This is a genomic window from Afipia sp. GW821-FHT14H12 (assembly GCF_058803465.1).
This window is the reverse complement of sequence record NZ_JBXAOZ010000003.1, coordinates 154,385-177,859: the sequence shown is the minus strand read 5'-3', so window position 1 is coordinate 177,859 and position 23,475 is coordinate 154,385. Positions and strand designations below refer to the sequence as shown.

The 23,475-nt window shown below is 56.7% G+C and carries 21 protein-coding genes and 2 pseudogenes; 11 read left to right on the top strand and 12 right to left on the bottom strand.

What is annotated here, in order from left to right; translation table 11 throughout:
• Window positions 1–136 precede the first annotated feature (136 nt).
• Window positions 137–739, top strand: a pseudogene (locus AC1RNA_RS15350) (UdgX family uracil-DNA binding protein); the annotation flags it as partial.
• A 65-nt stretch (window positions 740–804) separates the two neighbouring features.
• The gene (locus tag AC1RNA_RS15345; RefSeq protein ID WP_492951647.1) at window positions 805–1,305 is read left to right on the top strand and encodes a cupin domain-containing protein; all 501 of its coding nucleotides are present in this window, start codon (window positions 805–807) and stop codon (window positions 1,303–1,305) included.
• Window positions 1,306–1,319: 14 nt separating this feature from the next.
• On the opposite strand, the gene AC1RNA_RS15340 is transcribed toward AC1RNA_RS15345, so the two are convergent.
• A complete protein-coding gene (locus AC1RNA_RS15340) occupies window positions 1,320–2,984 on the bottom strand; it encodes a cisplatin damage response ATP-dependent DNA ligase (protein WP_492951646.1) in 1,665 nt (554 codons plus the stop codon).
• A complete protein-coding gene (locus tag AC1RNA_RS15335) occupies window positions 2,981–4,015 on the bottom strand; it encodes a ligase-associated DNA damage response exonuclease (protein WP_492951645.1) in 1,035 nt (344 codons plus the stop codon). Before AC1RNA_RS15335 ends, AC1RNA_RS15340 begins: the two co-directional genes overlap by 4 nt.
• Before the next feature lie 137 nt (window positions 4,016–4,152).
• Here AC1RNA_RS15335 and AC1RNA_RS15330 point away from each other — a divergent pair, with 137 nt between their 5' ends.
• Both AC1RNA_RS15330 and pdeM read left to right on the top strand, forming a co-directional pair.
• On the top strand, window positions 4,153–6,717 hold the full coding sequence (locus tag AC1RNA_RS15330; RefSeq protein WP_492951644.1) for a ligase-associated DNA damage response DEXH box helicase: 2,565 nt from the start codon (window positions 4,153–4,155) through the stop codon (window positions 6,715–6,717).
• A complete protein-coding gene (pdeM, locus tag AC1RNA_RS15325; protein ID WP_009340572.1) occupies window positions 6,714–7,409 on the top strand; it encodes a ligase-associated DNA damage response endonuclease PdeM in 696 nt (231 codons plus the stop codon). Before AC1RNA_RS15330 ends, pdeM begins: the two co-directional genes overlap by 4 nt.
• A 133-nt stretch (window positions 7,410–7,542) precedes the next feature.
• On the opposite strand, the gene AC1RNA_RS15320 is transcribed toward pdeM, so the two are convergent.
• Entirely contained in the window at window positions 7,543–8,055 is a 513-nt protein-coding gene (locus tag AC1RNA_RS15320) for a YciE/YciF ferroxidase family protein (RefSeq protein WP_009340571.1), read from the bottom strand.
• A gap of 423 nt (window positions 8,056–8,478) precedes the next feature.
• The gene (locus tag AC1RNA_RS15315) at window positions 8,479–8,967 is read right to left on the bottom strand and encodes an MmcB family DNA repair protein (protein WP_492951686.1); all 489 of its coding nucleotides are present in this window, start codon (window positions 8,965–8,967) and stop codon (window positions 8,479–8,481) included.
• 352 nt (window positions 8,968–9,319) lie between these two features.
• Between AC1RNA_RS15315 and AC1RNA_RS15310 the strand changes: the two genes are divergently transcribed.
• Window positions 9,320–9,493: a DUF1328 domain-containing protein gene (locus AC1RNA_RS15310; RefSeq protein WP_040298549.1), complete on the top strand. Its 174-nt coding sequence runs from the start codon at window positions 9,320–9,322 to the stop codon at window positions 9,491–9,493.
• A 918-nt stretch (window positions 9,494–10,411) separates the two neighbouring features.
• Here AC1RNA_RS15310 and AC1RNA_RS15305 read toward each other — a convergent pair.
• From AC1RNA_RS15305 to AC1RNA_RS15290, 4 genes are all read right to left on the bottom strand, one after another.
• Window positions 10,412–10,804 carry a hypothetical protein gene (locus AC1RNA_RS15305; protein ID WP_492951643.1) on the bottom strand — a complete coding sequence of 131 codons (393 nt, stop codon included), beginning with the start codon at window positions 10,802–10,804 and terminating at the stop codon, window positions 10,412–10,414.
• A 617-nt stretch (window positions 10,805–11,421) separates the two neighbouring features.
• Window positions 11,422–11,655 carry a hypothetical protein gene (locus AC1RNA_RS15300; protein ID WP_244469106.1) on the bottom strand — a complete coding sequence of 78 codons (234 nt, stop codon included), beginning with the start codon at window positions 11,653–11,655 and terminating at the stop codon, window positions 11,422–11,424.
• A gap of 135 nt (window positions 11,656–11,790) precedes the next feature.
• Window positions 11,791–12,090: a DUF1488 family protein gene (locus AC1RNA_RS15295; RefSeq protein WP_492951642.1), complete on the bottom strand. Its 300-nt coding sequence runs from the start codon at window positions 12,088–12,090 to the stop codon at window positions 11,791–11,793.
• Between the two features lie 727 nt (window positions 12,091–12,817).
• The gene (locus AC1RNA_RS15290) at window positions 12,818–13,042 is read right to left on the bottom strand and encodes a hypothetical protein (protein WP_009340566.1); all 225 of its coding nucleotides are present in this window, start codon (window positions 13,040–13,042) and stop codon (window positions 12,818–12,820) included.
• A gap of 275 nt (window positions 13,043–13,317) precedes the next feature.
• On the opposite strand from AC1RNA_RS15290, the gene AC1RNA_RS15285 reads away from it, so the two are divergent.
• The 4 genes from AC1RNA_RS15285 to AC1RNA_RS15270 all read left to right on the top strand — a co-directional run bounded on the left by AC1RNA_RS15285 (window position 13,318) and on the right by AC1RNA_RS15270 (window position 17,915).
• Window positions 13,318–14,430 (top strand): glycosyltransferase family 4 protein, encoded by a 1,113-nt coding sequence (locus AC1RNA_RS15285; RefSeq protein WP_492951641.1) that lies wholly within the window; start codon window positions 13,318–13,320, stop codon window positions 14,428–14,430.
• On the top strand, window positions 14,423–16,630 hold the full coding sequence (locus AC1RNA_RS15280; protein ID WP_492951640.1) for an amylo-alpha-1,6-glucosidase: 2,208 nt from the start codon (window positions 14,423–14,425) through the stop codon (window positions 16,628–16,630). Before AC1RNA_RS15285 ends, AC1RNA_RS15280 begins: the two co-directional genes overlap by 8 nt.
• A gap of 122 nt (window positions 16,631–16,752) precedes the next feature.
• Window positions 16,753–17,184 (top strand): helix-turn-helix domain-containing protein, encoded by a 432-nt coding sequence (locus AC1RNA_RS15275; RefSeq protein WP_009340563.1) that lies wholly within the window; start codon window positions 16,753–16,755, stop codon window positions 17,182–17,184.
• A gap of 563 nt (window positions 17,185–17,747) precedes the next feature.
• A complete protein-coding gene (locus AC1RNA_RS15270) occupies window positions 17,748–17,915 on the top strand; it encodes a hypothetical protein (protein WP_492951639.1) in 168 nt (55 codons plus the stop codon).
• 272 nt (window positions 17,916–18,187) lie between these two features.
• Here AC1RNA_RS15270 and AC1RNA_RS15265 read toward each other — a convergent pair.
• From AC1RNA_RS15265 to AC1RNA_RS15250, 4 genes and pseudogenes are all read right to left on the bottom strand, one after another.
• Window positions 18,188–18,679, bottom strand: a pseudogene (locus AC1RNA_RS15265) (DDE-type integrase/transposase/recombinase); the annotation flags it as partial.
• Between the two features lie 146 nt (window positions 18,680–18,825).
• Window positions 18,826–19,458 carry a YeeE/YedE thiosulfate transporter family protein gene (locus tag AC1RNA_RS15260; RefSeq protein WP_492951638.1) on the bottom strand — a complete coding sequence of 211 codons (633 nt, stop codon included), beginning with the start codon at window positions 19,456–19,458 and terminating at the stop codon, window positions 18,826–18,828.
• A gap of 15 nt (window positions 19,459–19,473) precedes the next feature.
• Window positions 19,474–19,995 carry a YeeE/YedE thiosulfate transporter family protein gene (locus tag AC1RNA_RS15255; RefSeq protein ID WP_492951637.1) on the bottom strand — a complete coding sequence of 174 codons (522 nt, stop codon included), beginning with the start codon at window positions 19,993–19,995 and terminating at the stop codon, window positions 19,474–19,476.
• Between the two features lie 280 nt (window positions 19,996–20,275).
• Window positions 20,276–22,318, bottom strand: a complete 2,043-nt coding sequence (locus tag AC1RNA_RS15250; RefSeq protein ID WP_009340556.1) for a protein-L-isoaspartate(D-aspartate) O-methyltransferase — start codon at window positions 22,316–22,318, stop codon at window positions 20,276–20,278.
• A gap of 237 nt (window positions 22,319–22,555) precedes the next feature.
• Between AC1RNA_RS15250 and AC1RNA_RS15245 the strand changes: the two genes are divergently transcribed.
• Together AC1RNA_RS15245 and AC1RNA_RS15240 are read left to right on the top strand one after the other, a co-directional pair.
• Window positions 22,556–23,113, top strand: coding sequence for a nitroreductase family protein (locus AC1RNA_RS15245; RefSeq protein ID WP_009340555.1), 558 nt, complete (start codon window positions 22,556–22,558; stop codon window positions 23,111–23,113).
• Window positions 23,101–23,385 (top strand): ChaB family protein, encoded by a 285-nt coding sequence (locus tag AC1RNA_RS15240; RefSeq protein WP_349509556.1) that lies wholly within the window; start codon window positions 23,101–23,103, stop codon window positions 23,383–23,385. Before AC1RNA_RS15245 ends, AC1RNA_RS15240 begins: the two co-directional genes overlap by 13 nt.
• The last annotated feature ends 90 nt before the right edge of the window (window positions 23,386–23,475 follow it).

The window sequence follows — 23,475 nt, the reverse complement described above, 5'->3', positions numbered from 1 at the left end:
TCATCAACAGAACCAATGAGGTTCTGACTTTTGACGCGGAAACTTGCCGCGGCTCTCTTGATTGAACTTCAGAAGGCCGGAGAGAGAACCCATGCGCCACGCTGCCCGCGACCTCGACCCCGACCTTTTCGGAACAGAGAGCCTTGCGGATTTGCGCGAGGAAGCCGCCCATTGTCGGGCCTGCCCTCTTTACAAGGACGCCACGCAAACCGTGTTCGGCGAAGGCGCGGCTCATGCGCCCATCATGCTGGTCGGCGAGCAGCCGGGCGACAAGGAAGACCTGGCTGGCAAGCCGTTTGTCGGCCCCGCGGGTCAGGTTCTGGCTCGTGGTTTGGACGAAGCCAAAATTCCGCGCAACAAGGTCTACATCACCAATGCAGTGAAGCATTTCAAATTCGTCCTACGCGGAAAAGTCCGTCTGCATCAAAAACCGAACACATCCGAAATCAGAGCCTGCCGGCAATAGTACGAGCGCGAGCTTCTAGCGGTGAAGCCTGCTCTGGTGGTCGCGATGGGAGCCACAGCCGCGCAATGCGTCTTCGGCAAGGTCACACCGATCGGGAAAAACCGCGGCCACTTGCTGGACTTGACTGAAGATACCAAGGCGCTGGTGACGGTGCATCCGTCCTATCTGTTGCGGCTGCCCGATGCTGACGCCAAGGCTCGCGAATACGCGCATTTTGTCAGCGACCTTAAGCTGGCGTTTGAGTATATCCATCACAAGGAAAAAGCCACCTAAGGCTTATTTGGAATAAAGTGTCGTCAGCTCGATCACTGACACGACAATTCAAGGCGGGAATAAGCATGTCCGAACACGATCACTCCCATTCTCACGACCATGATCGCTGGAAGCACGACGGCGTGCGGGTCATTCCCGGCAATCAGCTCGACCCGAACGTTCCGTCCACTCCCGGAATGGACCGCAAGGCTGCAATTAATTTCGCGCGCGCCGGTGCACAAAAATTATGGGCTGGCACCGTCACCATCAAACCCGATGCCAAGACCGGAGCGCACCACCATGGCCATTTAGAGAGCATCATCTACGTGGTAAAAGGCAAGGCGCGGATGCGTTGGGGCGAACATCTTCAGTTTACGGCCGAAGCCAATTCGGGTGATTTTATTTTTGTGCCGCCTTACGTACCTCATCAAGAGATCAACGCCAGCACCGACGAAGTACTGGAATGCGTTTTGGTCCGAAGCGACGGTGAAGCTGTTGCGATCAATCTCGACATCGAACCCGTCGAGAAGCCAGAGACGGTATTATGGATCGACCCCATCCACCGGGATCCAAACGAATCGCGCTAGTTTCGTAACACGCATCAAACTCCAGCCGAAGCCGACACAGGTTTCAGCATCCGTTCAAGCGTCTCCAGCCTGTCAGCTTCGCCGGGCGGCTTGTCCCAGCGCAGCCGGTTGATGCGCGGGAAACGCATGGCCACGCCGGACTTGTGGCGCGGTGAGCGCGCCAGCCCTTCGAACGCCACTTCCAGCACGAGGCCTTTATCCTGCTCGTGCACCACGTGACGCACGGGGCCGAATTTTTCCGTGGTGTTACGGCGGACGAAACGGTCGATCTGGATCAGCTCCTCATCGGTGAAGCCGAAATAGGCCTTACCTACCGGCACGAGCTGCTCGCCCTCCTCACCTTCCGTCCAGACGCCGAACGTGTAATCCGAATAATAAGACGAACGCTTGCCATGGCCGCGCTGCGCATACATCAGCACGGCATCGATGATGTGCGGGTCGCGCTTCCATTTCCACCATTGGCCTTTGGGGCGGCCCGGCAGATAGAGCGCGTCGCGGCGCTTCAACATCACGCCCTCCACCGCATCTGCATCATCGCCCGCACCCGCGCTCGACGGATCGGCGCGGGCGGCCATCAGCTCGGGCCATGTCGAAAAGGAGACACACGGCGACAGATCGATTCGCGGGTCGTCCAGTCGCGCGATGAACGATTCCAGATGTTCGCGCCGCTCAGCAAATGACAATTCGCGAAGATCGTTTTCGTCGTCCGCCAACAGATCGTAGGCGCGCAGATGGATCGGATAATCCTTCATCAGCTTCGGCGTCACGCTTTTGCGGTTGAGCCTTTGCTGCAGCACGTTGAAACTCTGCACACGGCCCGCGCGCAGCACCAGCAATTCGCCGTCGATCGCGCCCGGCAGGCGCAGCGCAGGCAACAAATCCGGAAAACTCCTGGTGATGTCCTCCCCGCTGCGCGAATAAAGCCGCGTGACGATCTCGCCATCCTCATCGCGGCCACTCACCGCCTGCACCCGGATGCCGTCCCATTTCCATTCGGCGATGAAGTCGGCAGGATCAAGCGCGGCAAAATCGGCATCCTCCACCGCGTGCGCCAGCATCACCGGGCGAAACGGCGCGGGATCGCGATTGACCGGCTTGTCGGCGCGGCCCTCCAGCCAGGCGAACAGATCGAGATATGGCGGGACGAGGCCGGGCCAGATCAGTTCGATCTCATGCGGGTCCTTGTCGCCGAGCGCGGCCGCGGCGGTCTTGGCCAGACGCGCGGAGACGCCGATGCGCAAGCTCCCGGTGACGAGCTTCAAGAGCGCCCAGCGCCCGGTCTCGTCGAGTTGGTCGAGCCACCGGACGAGTTGAGCGGGGATCTCGGTCTTTCCGAGCGTATGAAAGGTCGTGACGACATCACTCAATGTCGGTGGTGGCTGGTTGTGACCGGCGCCGCCGCGTTCCGGCATCGGCCACATCAGCGCGACGGTTTCCGACAGGTCGCCAACATAATCGTAGGACAGATCGAACAGCACCGGATCGGTGCGCGCCGCAATCAGGTCGCGGATCAGTCCCGGCTTGGCATGTCGAAACGACAAGGCGCCGGTGAGCGCCGCAAGCGCATAGCCGCGATCGGGATCTTCGACCTCGCGGAAATAATTCACGATCAGTCGCAGCTTGTTATTGCGGCCGGGCTCATAGGCCAGCCGATTGAGCAGATGCGCGAAGCGGTTCATGGCCGTTCGCCTTCCCCCATCGTCGAAGATTCGTCCTCATCGCCGTAGCCGACGAGATCGAGCGGCCGCGCTTTCAAGCCTTTGGCCTTGCACCAATGCACCAGGGCATCTTCCTGCCCGTGGGTAACCCAGACTTCACCCGCGCCTGTCGCGGCAATCGTGGCGGTGAGGCCATTCCAGTCGGCATGATCGGAAATCACCAGCGGCAGTTCGATGCCCTTCTGCCGCGCACGGGCGCGCGTGCGCATCCAGCCCGAAGCGAAGGCCGCAACAGGATCCGGGAAGCGGCGCGTCCAAATGTCGGTAATGGCCGATGGCGGCGCCAGCGTAATGGTGCCGGCAAGATCGGCCTTCTTCACGCCCTTCACCGGCCGCAGGTCGCCAAGCGCGATGCCACGGCTCTCATAATAGCGCGTGATCTTTTCCATCGCACCGTGCAGATAGATCGGCGCGGTATGGCCGGCCTTGCGTAACAGCGCGATGATCCGTTGCGCCTTGCCGAGCGAATAAGCGCCGACCAGATGCGCGCGCTCCGGAAACAACGCGACTGAATCCAGCAGCTTGCGTATTTCGCCCTCTGCATCGCCATGGCGGAAGATAGGCAGGCCGAAGGTCGCCTCCGTGATGAAAATATCACAAGGCACGATCTCGAACGGCGCGCAGGTCGGGTCGGGTACGTCTTTATAATCGCCGGATGCGACAATGCGGGTTTGTCCATCCGTCACCATGATCTGGGCCGAGCCCAGGACATGCCCGGCGGGATGGAAGGCCACGGTCACGTCGTTGAGCCGGATTTCCTCGCCGTAGGAAATCGCCTGTGTCGAACCGGCGAAATCATCGCCATAGCGTAGCCGCATGATGTCGAGCGTTTCCTGCGTCGCCAGCACCGCGCGGTGTCCGGGGCGGGCATGGTCGGAATGGCCATGCGTAATCAGCGCGCGCTCCACCGCCCTGACCGGATCGATATGAAAGCCTCCGCCTTCGCAGCAGAGCCCGGCGGCAACCGGCTTCAAGAGGGAGGGTGAACGCATGCCCGGTATATAGGAGGCTATTCCTGCCAGGCGAGCCCGGCGGGGACCTCGCTCTCAACATAGATTAAGGTTCCAAGCCCGATCTGCCCCGCCAAAGCGGACTCGACCTTGGGCATGGCTGTGTTTAGCTAGAGCACGTGGCGGCACCCTTCCCCGACGATCGATCATTTCCCGGCTTGCCGGACGGTTTCGCGCGCTGGTTCGCCGCGCGCGGCTGGGCGCCACGGGTGCATCAGCTCGCGCTGTTGGAAAAAGCTTTCGAGGGCCGCTCCGCCCTACTGATCGCGCCGACCGGGGCCGGCAAGACGCTGGCGGGCTTTCTGCCGACGCTGGTGGAACTGGGCTCGCCCAAACCCTCACGCCCCAAGCTGGTTTCTACCGGACGCGACGTGCGGCAAGGTGAAGGCCTCCACACCCTCTACATCTCGCCTCTAAAGGCGCTCGCGGTGGACATCGCGCGCAACCTCGAGCGTCCGATTGTCGATATGAATCTGCCGATCCGGGTCGAGATCCGCACCGGCGACACGCCCGCCTCGCGCCGCCAGCGGCAACGCCGCTACCCGCCCGACATCATGCTGACGACGCCGGAGCAACTCGCGCTGCTGCTGTCGTCCGACGATGCGCCATATATGTTTTCCTCGCTCAAGCGCATCGTCCTCGACGAACTACATGCGCTGGTCACTTCAAAGCGCGGCGACCTGCTTGCTCTCGGTCTCACGCGGCTGTGGACGCTCGCGCCACAGGCGACGACCATCGGCCTCTCGGCCACGGTCGCTGATCCGCAATCGCTGTGCCGTTTTCTGGTCCCGCAAAAACAGAGCGAGGTTCGCGCCGCAGATCTCGTAATCGCCGATGCCGGAGCGGCGCCGATCGTCGAGATGCTCGACACACGCGAGCGCCTGCCTTGGGCCGGGCATTCGGCGCGCCATGCGCTGCACGAAATCTATGACCTCGTGAAAGCCAACAAGACGACGCTGATGTTCGTCAACACCCGCTCCCAGGCGGAGATGCTGTTTCAGGAGCTGTGGCGCATCAACGACGATAATCTCGCCATCGCCCTGCATCACGGATCGCTCGATGTCGCGCAGCGGCGCAAGGTCGAGGACGCGATGGCGGCTGGCAAACTGCGCGGTGTGGTCTGCACTTCCTCGCTCGATCTCGGCATCGACTGGGGCGACATCGACCTCGTCATCAACGTCGGCGCGCCGAAAGGCGCCTCGCGCCTGATGCAGCGGATCGGCCGTGCCAATCACAGGTTAGATGAGCCATCGCGCGCGGTGATGGTGCCGGCCAACCGCTTCGAAGTGCTGGAATGCCGCGCCGCCATCGATGCGGTGGCAGAGAATGCGCAAGACACCCCGCCGCTGCGCGCAGGCGCGCTCGACGTGCTGGCGCAGCATGTGCTTGGCCGCGCCTGCGGCGAGCCGTTTCTCGCGGACGAACTCTACGACGAGATTCGCGGCGCCGCGCCCTATGCGGACATCGCGCGTGCCGATTTCGACGATGTGATCGATTTCGTCGCCACCGGCGGCTACGCGCTGAAAAGCTACGAGCGTTTCGCGCGCATCAGGCAGGACAAGACCGGACGCTGGCGCGTCGCCAATCCGAAAGTGCGGCAGAGCTACCGGCTCAATGTCGGCACCATCGTCGAGGAGCCGATGCTGAAGGTGCGTCTCGTGCGTGCGCGGCGTGGTGGTAGCGGCGTGACCGGACCAATTGCGCGCGGTGGACGGCTGCTCGGCGAGATCGAGGAATATTTCATCGAGGGACTTGTGAGCGGCGACACCTTCGTGTTCGGTGGCGAGATCGTGCGTTACGAGGCGCTGATGGAAGATCAGGTCTATGTCTCTCGCGCCAATGACGCCGACGCCAAGGTGCCGTCCTATATGGGCGGCAAGTTTCCGCTCTCGACCTACCTTGCCGAGCGCGTGCGGCTGTTGCTGGCGGACCGCACAGCGTGGTCGCATCTGCCCGAGCAGGTGCGCGAGTGGCTGTCGCTGCAGGCGGCCTTCTCGCAAATCCCCGGACCGCGCGAGCTTGTGGTCGAGACCTTCCCGCGCGCCGACAAGCATTATCTCGTCTGCTATCCGTTCGAGGGCCGTCTGGCGCACCAGACGCTCGGCATGCTGCTGACGCGGCGGCTGGAGCGCGCGCGCATGCGGCCACTGGGATTTGTCGCCAACGAATATGCCCTGGCGGTGTGGATGCTGGGCGATGCCTCGGCCGCGATCCGCAACGGCAGGCTCGATCTCGATGAGCTGTTCGATCCCGACATGCTGGGTGACGATCTCGAAGCATGGCTCGCCGAATCCGCTCTGATGAAACGCACGTTCCGCACCTGCGCGGTGATCTCCGGCCTGATCCCGCGCCGTTTTGCCGGCGAGGAGAAGTCACGGCGGCAGGTACTGTTCTCGACCGATCTCGTTTACGACGTGTTGCGCAAGCACCAGCCCGATCATGTGCTGTTGCGCGCCGCCCGCGCCGATGCCGCTACCGGCCTTTTGGACATCCGCCGTCTCAGCGATATGCTGGCGCGCATCAAGTGGCGAATCACCCATCGGGAACTTGATCGGGTTTCGCCGCTGGCGGTGCCGGTGATGCTGGAAATCGGACGCGAGGCGGTCTATGGCGAAGCCTCCGACGTACTCTTGGCGGAAGCCGCCGAGGAACTCGTGAAAGAGGCGATGGCGCGGGATTCATGACGATTGCTTCAGCTACATCGGCTGCGCTGAATGTCGTGCGCATTGCCGGAATCGACATGATCGCCGATCTGTCTGGCGCGCTGTTCTGGGCCGAAGAGCGTCTGCTCGTCGTTTCCGATCTGCATCTGGAAAAGGGTTCGAGCTTCGCCACCCGCCGCGTGCTGCTGCCGCCTTACGATACGGCCGCGACACTGGCGAAGCTGTGTGCGGTAATCGCACGCCACGATCCGCGCAGAGTGATTTCACTCGGCGACAGCTTTCATGACCGCGACGCGCATCAACGCCTCGATATGGCTAATCGCGCAACGCTGACCAAATTGCAGACGGGACGCGACTGGATCTGGATCGCCGGTAATCACGATCCAGCCTTGCCGCGCGAGATCGGTGGTACGGTTGCCAAGGAAGTACGAATGGGGCCGCTGACCTTCCGTCATGAACCGACGGGGGCGCACGGCGAGATCGCCGGCCATCTTCATCCAAAGGCGCGGGTCAGCCAGCGCGGCCGTTCAGTTGAGCGCCGATGTTTTGCCAGCGACGGCTTGCGCGCGGTGATGCCCTCGTTTGGCGCCTATACCGGCGGGCTCAGTATCCGCGATGAAGCGTTCAAGGCGATCTTCCAGACCTCCGCTTTCATGGCCCATCTTCTCGGCGATCGCCAGGTCCATCGCATCACAGCCGCGCGGTGCTATTGAGCGGCCAACAAACTGCTCGGGCCAAGTCAAAAAAGCAATCAAACCGCACTTAATGCACGGCTCAACTGCAAGCCACCTTATACTCTCGGGACAGCAGGCTCGCGCGAACCTGCTGTCCCGAATAACTGCAGGGTCAAGCCGCAGAGGCCTTCTTGTTCACACCCTTCCGCATCGCGACGGTATTCAGCTTGGTGTTGGCGCCATGCTCTTCGTTGAGATTTGTCGTGAGAAGACGGACGATTTCATCATGGCCAGCGCTTTCGGCCCACGCAATGAGCGTGCCATATCGGCAAATCTCGTAATGCTCGACCGCCTGACAACTCGCAACGATCGCGGCATCGAGCACAGCCTTATCCTCTATCTCACCCGCGACCTCATCCGTCTCCTTGATGATCCCGTCGATTGCCGGGCAGGACGTTCCCTTGGGTTGCTGGCCGAGTTTTGCGAACACTTTGTCGAGGCGCTCGATCTGTTTGTAGGTTTCTTCCAGATGAGCCTTGAGGCCGGATACCAGATCGCGATTGGTCGCTTTTTCGATCACCTTCGGAAGTGCCTTGGTGATCTGATGCTCTGCGTAATAGATGTCCTGCAGTTGATGCAGGAGCAGGTCATCCATTGTTTTGATGTCTTTGCTGAAAATGCCCATGAGTCACTCCTTTATGATGGGCATTGAACACTTACATGTTCCGCAAGTTCCTTGTCGCCTCCACCCTACCCTTAGCCAGGCTGAATGCTTGATCCACGACCCAGAGCCAAAGGTTTTCCGGTCGCTATCCTGAATTAGCCGTGGTGTGGATCGTCATCGCTATCTTTGGGGCTTGAAGCTTGCTTCTCACCGGGAGGATCTCTACCCCGATCCTTCCTGCTCGCTTGTTGGGCACGAGCCTTATCCGTCGGTTACTCCTGAGCCTTTTCATCCAGCGCTATTCCTTGAGTGGCGAGCTTCTGCCCCGAACCATTTTGTTCATTTCCCATAACGACCTCCGACAATTTGTCGTCGGCTTAAACAATTGGGCTTCACTGAGGTTTCCGGGAGAGCAATAAAAAGCTGCAATAACCGACGATAATCCTATTCGTCGATGATGCTATGCCCCTGCGGGTCGATCAACCGGCTCATCCGCCCTGCGGCAGCCAGCCCGAAACGAATCATCATCGCCTTGCGTGTCGGAGCAGACAGGCGATGTTCGGGCGCTTCACAATGCTGATAGGCGCCGTATCCGTCGGCTACGATCAATCCAGTATCGGACGGGAAAAGATCGCAGGGCAATTCAGCTGGAAAAGCAAAAAACAGCCGGTCGCAATGTGCCCGGTAGATCTGCCATTTTCGGTCCGCGCGCAAATCCTCGCGAGAGGATTTGATTTCAACGATCCAGATATCGCCTTGCGCGTTCATCGACACTAGATCGGCACGGCCACCAGAAGGCAACGGCAATTCCTCAACGCAAAAAAAACCGAGCGAGGCGAGGAAGCGCGACGTACCCCGCGCCACCAGACGCGCAGTTTCGGATTGGCGGCCATCGACGAGAGGCACCACAGCATTGAAAGGGGGTTGGGACATTTCGCCATCATAAAGGCAGGCATCGCTGCGGCCCAGAGGGAACATCGGCGACATCACCACATTACTTTCCACCGCGAAGCACCTGCAAGCACAGCTTCGCGCTCGCTTGTTTGCCCAACCAACCTCCGGGACGCGAAAGCGGTTAGGTCAAACCGAGCCTGCCGTGGCTTCCTGATATCGCAAGCAGCATCGTCACCAGGGGCTCGCTGCAACGCGAAATTTAAACACAGTGGCAGACATTTCGCGCGGGACCGTGAGCGCCTTCTAAACTCCTTACGGAACCATCACACAGAAGAAAGGTTAACTCGCCGAAATCTACCAGCCTACTGCGAACAGTTTTACGGGAACGATCATGTCAATTTTAAAATGGGCACTGATTTTTTTAGTTGTATCTATTATAGCCGGATTGCTCGGCTTTACTGGAGTATCAGCTGCGAGCGCTGATATTGCGAGAATCCTGTTCTACGTTTTTGTGGTCATTTTCCTGGTATTGCTGATTTTAGGTCTTACGATATTTAAAGCGTGAGCCTTGCGAATCGAGACACCCGGACTCGGGATCGCTTTCCTGACAAGACCAATTTTCAAAAACAATCGTCGAGACTCCGGTCGCCGAATCTCATTCCTTGGCTTGATGATTGAGAGTCGACTTTCAGGGATAGATGATCAAGCGCCTCGCATCCGAGGGCTGATCGTTGTCATGCTTGCAACCGCTATTGCAACAAACACCCTTTGCTTGCTGGCTTACCTTTAACCCGTCAAGCAGGCATATCCGGATCAACGCTGAGCATCCTGAAAACAAAGATAGAAGAACAGACAGCCTAGCTGTGCTTGCCAAAGCAGAGCGATTTCCAGAGCCGATGGCTGGGGCCGCAGTGCTGATCAAACCGGGCTCCGCTGGAATTGCCTGCTAACAGGGAATTTTACAGGCAAATTCGCAAGTTTTGGCCCAAGCCAAAGGGGCCCTACCTATAGGAAAGCTCCATTGCATGGGTCTACTCGATGTTTCCCGAAGGAAGTTAACAGGGAAAATCTTTTCTAGATCAGGGATCTTCCGCAAGCTTTCAGAGGATCATTTTCCGCTTTCAGTGAAAATCCCGGGAAGCGGGAAGAACAGAAAATCCCTGCTCCCGACATAAGTAATGCCGATCTAGTCGCGTTACGCGTGCGGGTCATCGCGCTTGAGAATTTGTTGATTTCGTTACTCGCCACTGCATCGGACCAGCAACTTGATCTCGCGCGCGGAACGGCCGGTTACATATCGCCGAGGCCCGGCTTTACCAATCATCCGCTGACCGTACATGCCGCAGCCCACATGAGTGATCTCATCGAGCGATCTTCCCGTTTCCAATGATGCGAAAGCCCGGCGATCCAGTGTAACGGACGGTGTTGCACGCCGAACATAAAAGCTTTGACCACCGACAAAAGCGGTGCTCGCGATTCATGGCTAATTATCATTATCGACGCGGGCGTCTCGAAATTCTGTAGGCCCATCTATCAGTTGGCTCTTCCGGTCCTTGATAGCGGCACCGCTTGCGCCATGTTCACTCAGCTCGTCGATCACGTTTCTGGCCAACTCGCTCGCACGCTCGGTTTGTGTCGAGTATCCTTCGAGCCAATCTTGCTCACAGGCCAGGGAATTCCACGCCTTAGCCATACGCGTATATCGCGCTGCGGCTGGACCGGTGGTCGTTTCGGCGAGAACCAAACAGTTCTCTGCATTTTCACGGAAAGTTTCTGAAGTTTTTGCCATGTTGGACAACGAGCACCCCAGCAAGGCCGTTCCACTTTCGGCGCCCATAATTCGTCCGCCCACGAATGTTCCGACACGGAACAACATCGGGAGAGCTCATTAAGATCGTCGAATTAGTTCGCTTTAGTTTAGGAAGAAGCGCACTGTTCAACTACCATTCTCTTTTGGAGATTTAGTCATGGTTGAGCCAGAAAAGTTTCACCTTGGCGATTGGATTGTTCCTCCGGTGATTATTCCGGCTACGCTGGTCTTGATAATTACTGTATTCATGGCATTGCCGTGGCTGAGGTGAATGAGAACAGTCCACGTTGCGAAAGATTCTTCCAGATCACACTTGTGTGCAGCCGACTTTCCCAAGGCAAGTAACCCGTGTGCGCACCTGGCGATAGCGACAAAGGCAAGAGGACGGCTTCAGGAAAGAAATCCCCAGCGGACCGCTAAAGCCATCCCAACGAGGCAAAAGCCTACGCTTAGTCCAAAAATCACGCCGTGCAACCGTGCGCCAAACCCAGCGTCTTCCGACATACCGAGGACGGTACTCCCATGCTGCGGACAAAACCAACTTAAATGAGGAGAATTAATTCGAGCCGTTAGCCCTCACTTCGGCAATCAAGGCCATGCATGGCCACTGTTGGCGTCCTACGCCACCAACACCGAAGGACTGATGTCCATGCGCAATGTGAAAATGAAATGCGCTTGCTCGTTCAGGATCGCCAATTCCCACTCACGATCTTCTGAAATAGCCCGTCGATCATAGGCTGGGTTCCATTAAGATCGAAGGCATATGCCAAGATCACACTGGCGATGAAGATAGCCAGGCCTGTACTAACGCCAATCAGGAAGCCCTTCCCGAACCGGGCATTGTTGTTGATTGCATGTGAATAGACCTCCATTTTCATTTTAGGCCTCACAGGCATTCCGGAATCCTGTTGGGTCATGACCTGCTTCTAGCGTTTGGAGCGGGAGAATTTTGATTGTGCATTTCACCCGAACCATCCTGAACATATGAAACGGGTCAACCAGGATCGCGATTGTTGAAATAAAATCGTGCACGTCTGCACCGTGCCAACCTCTTATGCGACATGCAATTTGTCTGACGTCCGAAAATCAATGCTGCGCAGGATAATCCCTGGAGGCTTACCCTCGAACTCGGCATCGAGGATCTTCCGCGCGGCTCGCTCCTCGATGCGTGGACGCAATCGCATGAACTGAGCTTCGCGCTGGCTTTCGCTTACTTTTGTCGGCGAATCGAGATTGTCCATCGCCGAAGTGCTGATAGCGCAAGGCACCTCGGCGTCTCCATTCTTCATGGTGAACCGTACGACGTCTCGATCTGAATCGTAAGTTTTGAATTCGCCTTGAGCGAGTACCATGGCAACAATCCTCTTCTGCCGGCTCCCCTGCTCAGAGTCGATATCGGAGTGCCGTAACAGGGGCTCCGCAGGATTTAAGCTCACCTAATGGTGGCCGTGACTGCCACCACCGTGACCGCCGCCGCTATGACCTCCACCGCCACGAGCCCCGCCGCCACGTCCAACGGCACCGCGGTTCACACTTCCGCTACGCGATCCGCGTGTAACAGCACCGGCACCGACGCGCCCCGGAGACCCTCTATGCATGCTGGATGGATGTCGACCGCCGTGTCCGCCAATATGACCGCCTCCCCGATGGTGCCAGCCATGCCAACCTACGCCACCACCCCAACCTAGTCCCCGGCGGAATGCGTAGCCGCACCAATAGAACCCAGGGCCGTGCCAGCCATCGTCATACCAACAGTAATTTCTTCCACCGAAAAAGAACTGAATCTGCTGAGTATCGCTTGGCAGCGGCATCGACGCCGGACCGCTGGCAGGAATCGCCATCGCTGGACCCGAAAGGAGCGAAGCACCTAAAACAAGCGAGGCTGCGAATATGATCTTTCTCATGCAATCTCCATGCGAATTCTCGAAGCCAATGCGAGGCTTCACAAGAAGTTCCATCCGCGGCTTCAAATATCGAAATGATCCAGTATCGGGAGCGGCCTCTTCTGAAAAAGCCCTTCACCGAGCACGATCAGGCTGAGGTCCTTAAGGGCCTTCTGCCATACTGATTCACGAGCACTCAGGAAAACTTCGACCGAGTCTGCTTCTCGCCGTCATAGATTTCGATTAGCAGCATCGGGTATCGACCCAATAGCTCAGTTGCCGCGATTTTCGCCGCCGCTTCATCCGGGTACTCGTTTTTGTAATGGCCATCTACGACCAGGGAAAAACCACTGGCGGGTGCCCGATCGGCGCGCTGGGCTTTGCGCGGCTGCTCTTCAGGCAGCAGGAGAGGCTTTTTCATTTTGGGTTCCCTATGCCGGCGGAATCCGTATTCGCCGAAGATGCGGCCTAGAGGCCGATGTCGCGATGCTACTTTTGCGGGAGAGCAACCTCACGTCTTGTATATGGGTTCTTTTGTTGGAAAAGCTACTCAACGCCTTATCTCATTATGGATGTCCGGTGTGGCTTTTGGGCGCGGATTGCCGCTTATGGCAGTGTCGCTAAGTCGTGAAGGCGATGGTTCGGAACATTCAGGTCCATCGGGGAGTTGCTCCCGTTAACAACCGAAAGCACAAAATGAAAATCGCACAGATCGCGCCGCTTATGGAAAGCGTGCCGCCGCTCCTTTATGGAGGCACAGAGCGGATCGTGTCCTATCTGACCGAAGAGCTAGTGAATCTCGGTCATGATGTCACTTTATTCGCAAGCGGCGATTCGATCAGCGCGGCGAACTTGGTGCCCTGCGTACCGACGGCGCTCCGGTTGGATAGCAGGATACGTGACACTATTCCATATTACATGCTGATGCTGGATCGCGTCAGGCAGCTTGCGGACGATTTTGATATTCTACATTTCCATATCGATCAGTTTCAATTTCCGTTGTTCAGGTCGATTGCGGGACGAACAGTCACCACTCTGCACGGCCGTCAGGACTTGCCCGACCTGCTGCCACTTTATATCGGCTTCGACGATATGCCGCTGGTCTCGATATCCAATGACCAGCGCCGCCCGGTGCCGAAGGCTAATTTCGCGGCGACCATCTATCACGGATTGCCGATCAACGCGCATACACCGACCTTCCAGCCAAAAGGTGGATATTTGGCCTTCCTTGGTCGGATCTCACCTGAGAAACGCGTCGATCGCGCAATCCAGATTGCGCAGGCACTTGGTATTCCGCTCAAGATCGCAGCCAAAGTGGACCGTGTAGATGAAGTGTATTACCGGACAGAAATAGAGCCCCTCCTCAAAGAACCTGGTGTGGAATTCATCGGCGAGATTAATGAGCAGGAAAAGACTCGATTTCTTGGTGACGCGCTGGCGTTGCTGTTTCCCGTTGACTGGCCGGAGCCGTTCGGTCTTTCGATGATCGAGGCGATGGCTTGCGGGACGCCGGTTCTGGCATTTCGTTGCGGCTCGGTGCCGGAAATCATCGACGAAGGAGTAACCGGCATTGTTGTCGAGACGATGGAGGATGCAATTGCAGCGTTGCCTCGGGTCGTTGCACTTGACCGGCAAAAGGTGCGCCAGCGTTTCGAACGCCGCTTCTCCTCCACGCGGATGGCGGAAGATTATGTAGACCTCTACCGCACTCTGCTCCACAAGCCGAAATCGGCGAGTGAGTTCGGACGCCTCCTGCCGTTGCAGACCGATGACACTGTAGCGGAAAAGTTGGGACTTCACCTTGCATAGGCAAAAATCGGCTGAACCGCTCGTCGAGGAAGCCCAAGAGACGCCGTTTTATATTCCGGGGACGGACGCTTCCACGCGGCCTCGGCGCACTCTCAAGCACGGCGACTGTTTCGCGGTGCTGGATAGCCATGCCGACATCGGGACTGCCTTGGGAAGTCCCGATGGGATTTTCTATCGCGACACGCGTCACCTCTCGCGACTCGAGCTTTTGATAAACGATAGCCAGCCGTTGTTGCTTGGCTCCAGCGTTCGCGACGATAACTCCGTCCTCACTGTCGATCTCACCAATCCCGACATCGAGTTGAACGGACAGCTCGTGCAACCGAGGGACGTACTGCATGTGGTGCGCACATTCTTTCTCTGGGGCGGCAAGGCCTACCAGCGGCTGCGCATGCAAAACCATGACGACCGGCCTTTCGACGTGCGGCTCTCGCTCGCATTTGACAGCGATTTTGCCGACTTGTTCGAAGTTCGCGGGATGAAGCGGCCGCATCGCGGCATCGCTCGTGCGGTAGTCCATGGGATGACCGAGGTTTCATTGAACTATCTCGGCCTTGATGACCATCGTCGCCGTACTGTCCTGTTCTTCGAGCCCGCGCCGGAAAGTCTGTCCGGCAACAAAGCCTCTTATCGTTTCCAGCTTCTGCCTCAAGAATCCCGGTCGGTCTACCTGACGGTGAAATGCGATGACCCTATTGAAGCTGGGCCTCCCCTTCCCTTCCGGAAAGGTTTGCGCGCAGCGTTTCAGGAGCGGAAAAATGCGAGCCGCGGGGTGGCAACCATCACATCGTCGAATTCAATTTTCAACGAGATGATATGCCGGTCAATGTCGGATCTTGCGATGCTCACCACCGAGACGCCGCAGGGTTCCTATCCCTATGCCGGCATTCCCTGGTACTCGACCACGTTCGGACGTGACGGGGTTATCACCGCTTTGCAGATGTTGTGGTGCCATCCGAGTATCGCCAGAGGCGTATTGCAGCGGCTCGCCGCCTATCAAGCCAAAGATCACGATTTACTCGCGGATGCCCAGCCGGGGAAAATCCTGCATGAGATGCGTGGCGGTGAAATGGCCGCCTTGAACGAGGTGCCGTTCGGCCTCTATTACGGCAGCGCCGATTCCACGCCGCTGTTTGTGCTGCTGGCGGGACTCTACGTCGCGCACACCGGCGACATCGAAACCTTGCGTCATCTCTGGCCAAACGTGGAGGCCGCGCTCGGCTGGATTGATGGGCCGGGCGATCCCGACGGTGACGGCTTCGTTGAATACTATCGGACAAACGAAAACGGACTCGCGAACCAAGGCTGGAAAGATTCGCAGGATGCAATTTTTCATGCCGATGGATCGCTCGCCGAAGGGCCGATTGCACTGTGCGAAGTGCAGGGCTATGTCTACGCGGCAAAACGCTTGATAGCACAGGGCGCACGTCAGCTTGGCAAGCACGCCATCGCCGATACGCTCGATGCTCAGGCGACAGAGCTTGCCGAAAAATTTGATCAGGCGTTCTGGTGCGAGGAAATCGGCACCTATGCACTCGCCCTTGACGGCAACAAGCAGCCGTGCCGCGTGCGCACCTCGAATGCAGGCCAGGTATTGTTCAGTGGCATCGCGCCGCCGGAACGGGCCGAAAGGATCGTGGGCGGACTGATGAGCCCCTCATCCTTTTCGGGATGGGGCATTCGCACGGTCGCGCGCGAAGAGCACCGCTATAATCCGATGTCCTATCATAACGGTTCGATCTGGCCGCACGACAATTCTATCATCGCAGCCGGTTTTGCGCGTTACGGGCACAAGGGCGCGGTGGAGCGCATCTTCAAGAGTCTGTTTGACGCTGCGAGCTACATGGACTTGCGGCGGTTACCTGAATTGTATTGCGGTTTTCAGCGCGGCCGGCAGCGTGGCCCGACGCTTTATCCGGTTGCCTGTTCGCCCCAAGCCTGGGCGGCCGGCACACCACTTCTTCTTTTGCAGGCTTCGCTCGGACTCGAGTTCGACCCCGGGCGCAACGAAATCCTTCTCCAAAATCCCCGATTGCCGCACTTTCTCGAAGATGTGACCCTGCGCAATCTGCAGCTGGGACAGTCGTCGGTGGACCTGTTGGTGCGCCGTCACGGTACGGAGGTGTCGCTTCAGGTGTTGCGTAACGATGGCCAGATTAGGGTCGCAGCCGTGTACGCCTCATGCAGCACGCCAGGTTAAACAGTTCGGCTTTCTCATCCCTTTACTTGTTGATGCAAATAATGTCGTGATCGCCGGCATCCTGCTTCAATGACAAGCGCCCTCGTCTTGCATCTCTAGCCATTCGCCAATTCAAGAAGGCTATGATTATCCAATTTCTTATGACCGTTCGCCATCAGGTCGTCGACCAGCTTCATCGCACGCCATCTGAAACATCTCCTGAACATGTTAAGCGAGCCGAGGAATTCATCGAGGCGAACTGGGATCAGCCGATCACTATGGAAAGCCTGACCCAAGTAACCGGGGTCAGCGCCCGTACCTTATTCCGGACATTCGAGAAGCTTCGCGGTTATTCGCCAATGGCCTTCGCTAAGAAAGTCAGAATCGATCGCGCCCTCGCCATTCTCAGGAAACCGAATGCGTCTACCACGGTGACAGGCGTGGCTCTTGCGCATGGATTTCTTAACCCGGGACGTTTCGCGCACGATTACTGGACTATGTTCGGAGAGTTGCCATCGGAAACGCTCAATCGAATCTATCGGACCGATATCAAACTGGCGGTCCGAAAACCCTGACCGTGAGCTTCGCCCAAGTGCGGAGGGCACTAAATGAAAGTTAGATACGTAAACGATAAAGCGCTCCCTGATTGATATGGATCAATCAGTAGCCGAATCGACACGCTTTTATTTTCGGCGCGGAGAACTTGGCTATGAAATGCTCAAATTCAACTCGAGGACCGTTCGGGGTTGATGAGCTTAGGCGAGCGCTTGATGGTCTCGTCGATAGTCTCCCGCTCTCGCAACGAACTCCGTCCATAAAGGCTTGCCTAGCACAACAGCTTGCGTCACTGGCTATGGCCAACAAGATTCGTAGCATTGAAGATCTCTCGGAAGTGGCCCTTCGAGATATTGCTAATAAGTGCCAAGATTGCCACGGGTGCGATGGCATCAACGTCCAACGACCCGCTCCAGAAAATAGGAAAAAATAGATACGCTACGGGTAGAATGCGGAGCTTTTCACCTTCTAGGGGTAGAGAATTAACTTGAGAGGCCAGCTTCTTTCACGCAGTCGTTATTGGGGAGGTTTTTAAGTACCGATATCGTCCATCCTATCTCCTGAGCGGGTATGGGAGGTTTCGATGGATCAGTTCATTCACTTCGAGAACATCCGCCACTACCGAAAGCTGCTGGAAGAAGAGCGAAACGAGGAAAAGCGAAACATCCTCCATAAGCTTCTGGCAGAAGAAGAAGCCAAAGCTATTGCCGGTCATCCTGCGGACTCTGCCGATAAATCTGTGATGCCTTGATTGCGCGCAAGTAACGTAATCGCCCCATCGGCGCTGGCGCATAGTCTGGGTACGCGGTGTGACGCGTGCGTGTTTGAATATCAATACAGCGCAGATAAACGCGAGCATCGCGACAATCGCGCCTTTCATTAACATACCTCAATTTTGATGGTTGGAAGGTCGGTAACCTGGGCTCGCCGCTTGGGCATATGATGGCGGCTAGAGCCCGGCCGGGATTTAAAGGGTACCCCTGCTCGGCCGGGCTGACCTATCGCAGTTGCCGCGATTCGCATGGCTCCGACGGTGGCGATCCAATCCCGAAGCGCCTCGGCGACGAATTCAGGGCCATTGTCTGAACGTATGTGCGCAGGGATGCCCCGCGAGACGAACAACTCGCAGAATGCCTCGATGACGTCGGTGGCCTTGAGCTTCCGTGCCACACGGATGGCCAGGCTCTCACGACTGAACTTGTCGATGATGCACAACATCTGGAGCGCCTAACCATCGTCGGTGCGGTCAGCGACGAAGTCATAGGACTAGACATGGTTGGGCTGCAGATCCGACACCGCTCGTCGGAGACGATTGTTCTCAGTCTCCAGCTCTTTGAGTCGCTTCACCTGATCGCCCTTCAGGCCACCGTACTCGTTTCGTCATCGATAGTACGTGACTTCCGTCACGCCTATCGCTCAGACCGCGTCTGCGACCTGCCGGCCCTGTGCCATCAACACATCAACCTGCCGAAGCTTCGCAACGATCTCTTCAGCCGTATGCCTCTTTCTTGCCATCTATCTATCTTCCATCCGAAAATCATACTTCAGGGAGAACCACTTGATGATCCATGTCAGCTACGACTTCGATACCGCAACCTTACTTGGAATATCGACGCCTCACCTTTCATACCTCACTCGTTTCGAATAGAGCGCGGCGTCGACTATAGTTGCTTTCTCGTAACCCTAAGCTCAATCTGAGCTGCCAGCAGGTGCCTTGATTCTAGTCTACTATCGCCATCGAGGTTATTTCCGAGTTCGTTGCGCCAAGACCGTGCTCGTTCCAGTAAAAATAACGCAATAATGAGAATTCCCGCTAAGCTTAGCGCGCCTTGCCAGTAAGATAGGCCCGCGAGATCAGTAAAGATCAGCTTTGGTCCCGAACCGATCAGTTCGCGGTCAAGCCACGGTTGCATGTAGGAGAAAGCGACCGCGCCAAACAGTCCTCCCAGAAGCGTAAACAACGCGTCCTTGTAACCCGCACCTACTTGAGCGAGTGTTGTCCCAGGACAAGCACCTGACAGCGCAATTCCCGCACCGAGCAACAATCCTCCCACCAAATCTGCTGCATATAGCGTTGCTTTAGGTTGAAGCTTGACAAAGCCAAAACCATTGAGGACCGCGAGCACGACGGCTCCGGTGGCAACGGCGGAGAGGAATACCTTAAGCATGATGAAATTGCGGAGCTGCATTTGGCCGACAATCATCCCTGGTTCAAATACGCGCGATTTCTCCAAGGCAAATCCGAATACTATCCCCATTAAAATGCCAACCATGATAGCTGCTGTGATCGACATAATTGCCTCCTTTTTTCAAATGCGCCGAAGCGCGACCGATGCTGTCGCAATTCCGCCGACAAACATGGCAAACACTGCGATAGTTGATCCAACGGACAGCTGCGCAATTCCCGATAAGCCGTGGCCGCTAGTACAACCATCTGCTATGCGGGCGCCGAACAACATCAAAAATCCTCCCGAAAAGGCGACCGCGTAGCGCACGGCGCAAGACGACGAACCCAACGCACGTGTCCAAATTGGAGAAATTGGTTCTCGCTGTGCTCCTGACATCTTCATTGAAATAAAAGCACCGATCGCAATGCCGCCAACCATCGCAACTTGCCAAAGATTTTTGGCGGTAATGGCAACGTGCTTGGAAACGTAATCGTTCACCAGTAACGACGGATCGATCAGGCTGACAGCCGCTCCTCCCACTGTCACATAAGCCGACGAAGCGCCAAGCGCCGTTTCAATCAACAGAAATGCGGGGATTTGCAGCAGACCAATTATCAGTCCGGCTGCGTATGGCGACCAAGCCTTGGAAGTGAGCGCATACATATTTATGTCTCCCATTTGATCGATAAAAGCTAGGATGAATGCAGCGCCGCATGTTGACATAACTCAAATCAGAGCACCCCTAAACCTGTTGGTGTCCGGTGCCAAGTTTGCTGCAGGTTACGGCAGGCGCAATCGTATGGAATTTCAGTCCATCATGCTCTTGCAGAGCCTCGCGCGCGTCTCAGCCGTCAGCGAGCGAACTTTGGTGGCACGAAGCGGATATTGCTCTCTCCGCCATATATTAGGAGGCGACTGATCCAATTGAAGCAAGGTGGCGGGCCTACACTCCGAAGGGATAAGTATCTGGCAGGTCCTTGACGGCTTCTGTATCCAAAGCTGTTACAGCGTGCGTATTGTCGAACCAGACATATTCGTCGAACTGCAGCGGCAAATTTGCCCGGAAATAATGACTCTCCCGTTCTGTTTCAGGCCGATAGATTACGCCAATTGCACGCTCAAGGCGTTCCTTGCCAAGAGCTGTTGATCCACGCAAGTAACCCTCGTTACGCAGGCCCAGTGTAAACCGCGCTAGGCCGGTCGCATGACACAAGCGTTCGTAACTTTCAGGAATCGACGGTCGGATCGTTTTAATCTCCATCGGCCCATTCCAATCGGATGCCGCGGTCACCATCCCACTATGGGTACCGAATCCAATCAAGTAGGCCCGCGATCCAAACTTCTTGCGGCAGAGTTGCCCCAAATTATACTCGCCACGAGCGGCCATTTCAGTCGCTGCAGCATTGCCGATATGAGAGTTGTGCGCCCACACAACCACCTTGCTATCAGGGCCGTGAAATGAGAGTAAATTGGTTAGTGTTTCGAACATGTGGCTGTCGCGCAGATTCCAGGATGCCCGCGAGCCATAATACATAATGCGATAGTAGCGCTCCGCGTTTGCCACAAGGCGCGCATTCTGTTCAGCGTCGAGAAACCGCTCTCCATCATGTTCTGCGTATGCCCGGCGTTTTGCCAAAAGATCGGTAAGCGCGCGGACAACATGAGGTTCGCATAGCGGATAAGAGCCGGTTAGGGCTGCATGGCCATATGTTGCCGGATCATGCTGCCAAGGCGTCAAGCAACCATAGCGTTCGCGGGCAATCCGTGCCGAATCCGGATCGACCTCGTCGAGATAGTTCAGCACCGACCTAATCGAATCATAGAGGCTATAAAGATCTAGACCATGAAAAGCGATGCGCTTTTCATGGTCTAGCGTTCCGTTGTATTTCCGTAGCCAGCTGACGAAGTCGCGAACCTCAGTATTTCGCCACATCCAGGTGGGGAATCTGGCGAAAGCGGTCCATTCGGAAGGTGGGTACTGGAAGTGCCGCACATAATGATCGACGCGGGCGGCATCCGGCCAATCCGCCTCGACGGCGATAAAGCGAAATCCCTTCTTAATAATAAGATCGCGCGTGATTCTGTCGCGCATCCGATAAAATTCAGACGTGCCGTGAGTTGACTCGCCAAGCAGAACAATTCGCGCAGAACCAATTCTGCTCAGCATGGAGTTGAGATCGGCCGCCTCAATGGATGGAAATGATTCTGCTGCTTCCCCAATATGTCGGACCAGCATTTCGACTTCGGACGTTAGGGGCTTTGTTACGCCACCACGCAAACCTGCTGGTCTCTGTTCTTGCGCGCTTGTCCATCCTTCGTCACCGATCAATGGGACGAAACGGACATCCGCGATATCTTCGCTCAGGTATTCGTTTGCCGAAACGCGCGTAACCCGTACAAGCTCCTGGCCGGATCGGTCGCTGCCAACCGGCATCACAAGCCGGCCTCCTATTTTCAACTGATGTTTAAGCGATTCCGGAACTCTCGGCCCACCGGCAGCCACGACGATCGCATCAAAGGGAGCATGCTTTGGCCATCCTTTAGTTCCGTCCCCATGCAATACATGGACATTATGATAGCCTAACTCCGCGAGCAGTATGGCAGCCCTCTCAGCAAGCGGCCCAAGTCGCTCGACGGTGTAAACAGCCCCCGCGATCTCCGACAATACGGCTGCGGCATAGCCGGATCCAGCACCGATCTCGAGGACTCGCTCGCCGCCTTTGAGCAGCAATGCTTCTGCCATGAAGGCTACGATGTAAGGCTGCGAGATTGTCTGCTCTTCAGCAATCGGCAGCGGAGCATCTTCATAAGCAAATTCACGCAGCTTTTCTGGCAAAAACAGCTCACGCGGCACCCGCTCCATAGCTTCGAGCACCAATTTATCGCGAACGCCTCGAGCAGCAATATGGTGTTCGACCATCCATTTACGACGAGACTGAAATGAATCGCTGCCAGCATAAGCTTCAGTGGAGTCCGGGTGATTCATGGCGGTGCTCTTTGTGATTTGTGGAAGACTCAAAAAGTAATCCAGTAACCCCTGCCCTATTTCGTAGTGCGCCGCCAACGGCGGTACATTCGACATCCCGAATGAAGAATCAAAGAGCCAATCGGCATGAGACCAGTACTAGCTATAATTTCCCCATCAGCGGCCGAATGGCTTGATCGATATCAAGACAAGCCAGCCCGCGGTGCGCTTTATATTTATGTTGGATCGGAGACGACGATGGATATCAGCGAAGCCATTCGCGGCCGGCGAGCTGTTCGCGAATTCATGACTCAGCCCATGGACGACTCTACTCTACGCGAATTGGTCGACGCCGCGATTCAGGCTCCTAGTGCCATCAATCAACAACCGTGGTTGTTTACAATTATCCGCAACAAGGAATTGCTGGCGCGGATTTCCACTGAAGCAAAATCCTATATGCTTCAAAGATCTTCTACTGCGCTGGCTTCGCATCACTTCTTGAATATTCTCAATGACGAGACTTTCGATATCTTCTATGGCGCACCCACGCTGATCGTTATCTCTGCACCTAAAGGTCCATGGGCTGTCGAGGATTGTTCCTTGGCCGCAGAAAACTTGATGCTGGCGGCGCATGCGGCGGGGATGGGGACATGCTGGATCGGTTTTGCGCAGGGCTGGCTCGGAACTCGGAACGGAAATTCGGCAATAAAACTTCCGGACGGATATGCGCCTGTTGCTCCAATCATTGTGGGCCATCCGAAATCAGCCCCACCTGCAGTATTGAGAAAGACTCCGAGAATTGATTGGATATCATAACGAAACGCCACCATGCGCTTCGCCTGATCAATATATGGAGGGCTACTACCTTGCCCTATGCATCGGTCGACAAACTGCCCGCATCCATACAAGCGCATTTACCGTTCCATGCTCAGGAGATTTACCTGGCTGCCTTCAATAATGCCTGGGAGGAATACCAAGTGGGCAGTCTTAGGCAGCGCGAGCAAACAGCTCACCGGGTCGCGTGGGCGGCGGTAAAACACAAATATTTCAAGGACGATGACAACTGGGTTCCACGCGAATTCGGCTGAAGCGCACTTGAGGCAAGTGACAATGAACCGCACCAGCCGTCTTCCCCGCAATACTCAAAGGATCGAGCTCTCCGCCGCCCATCTCCTTTC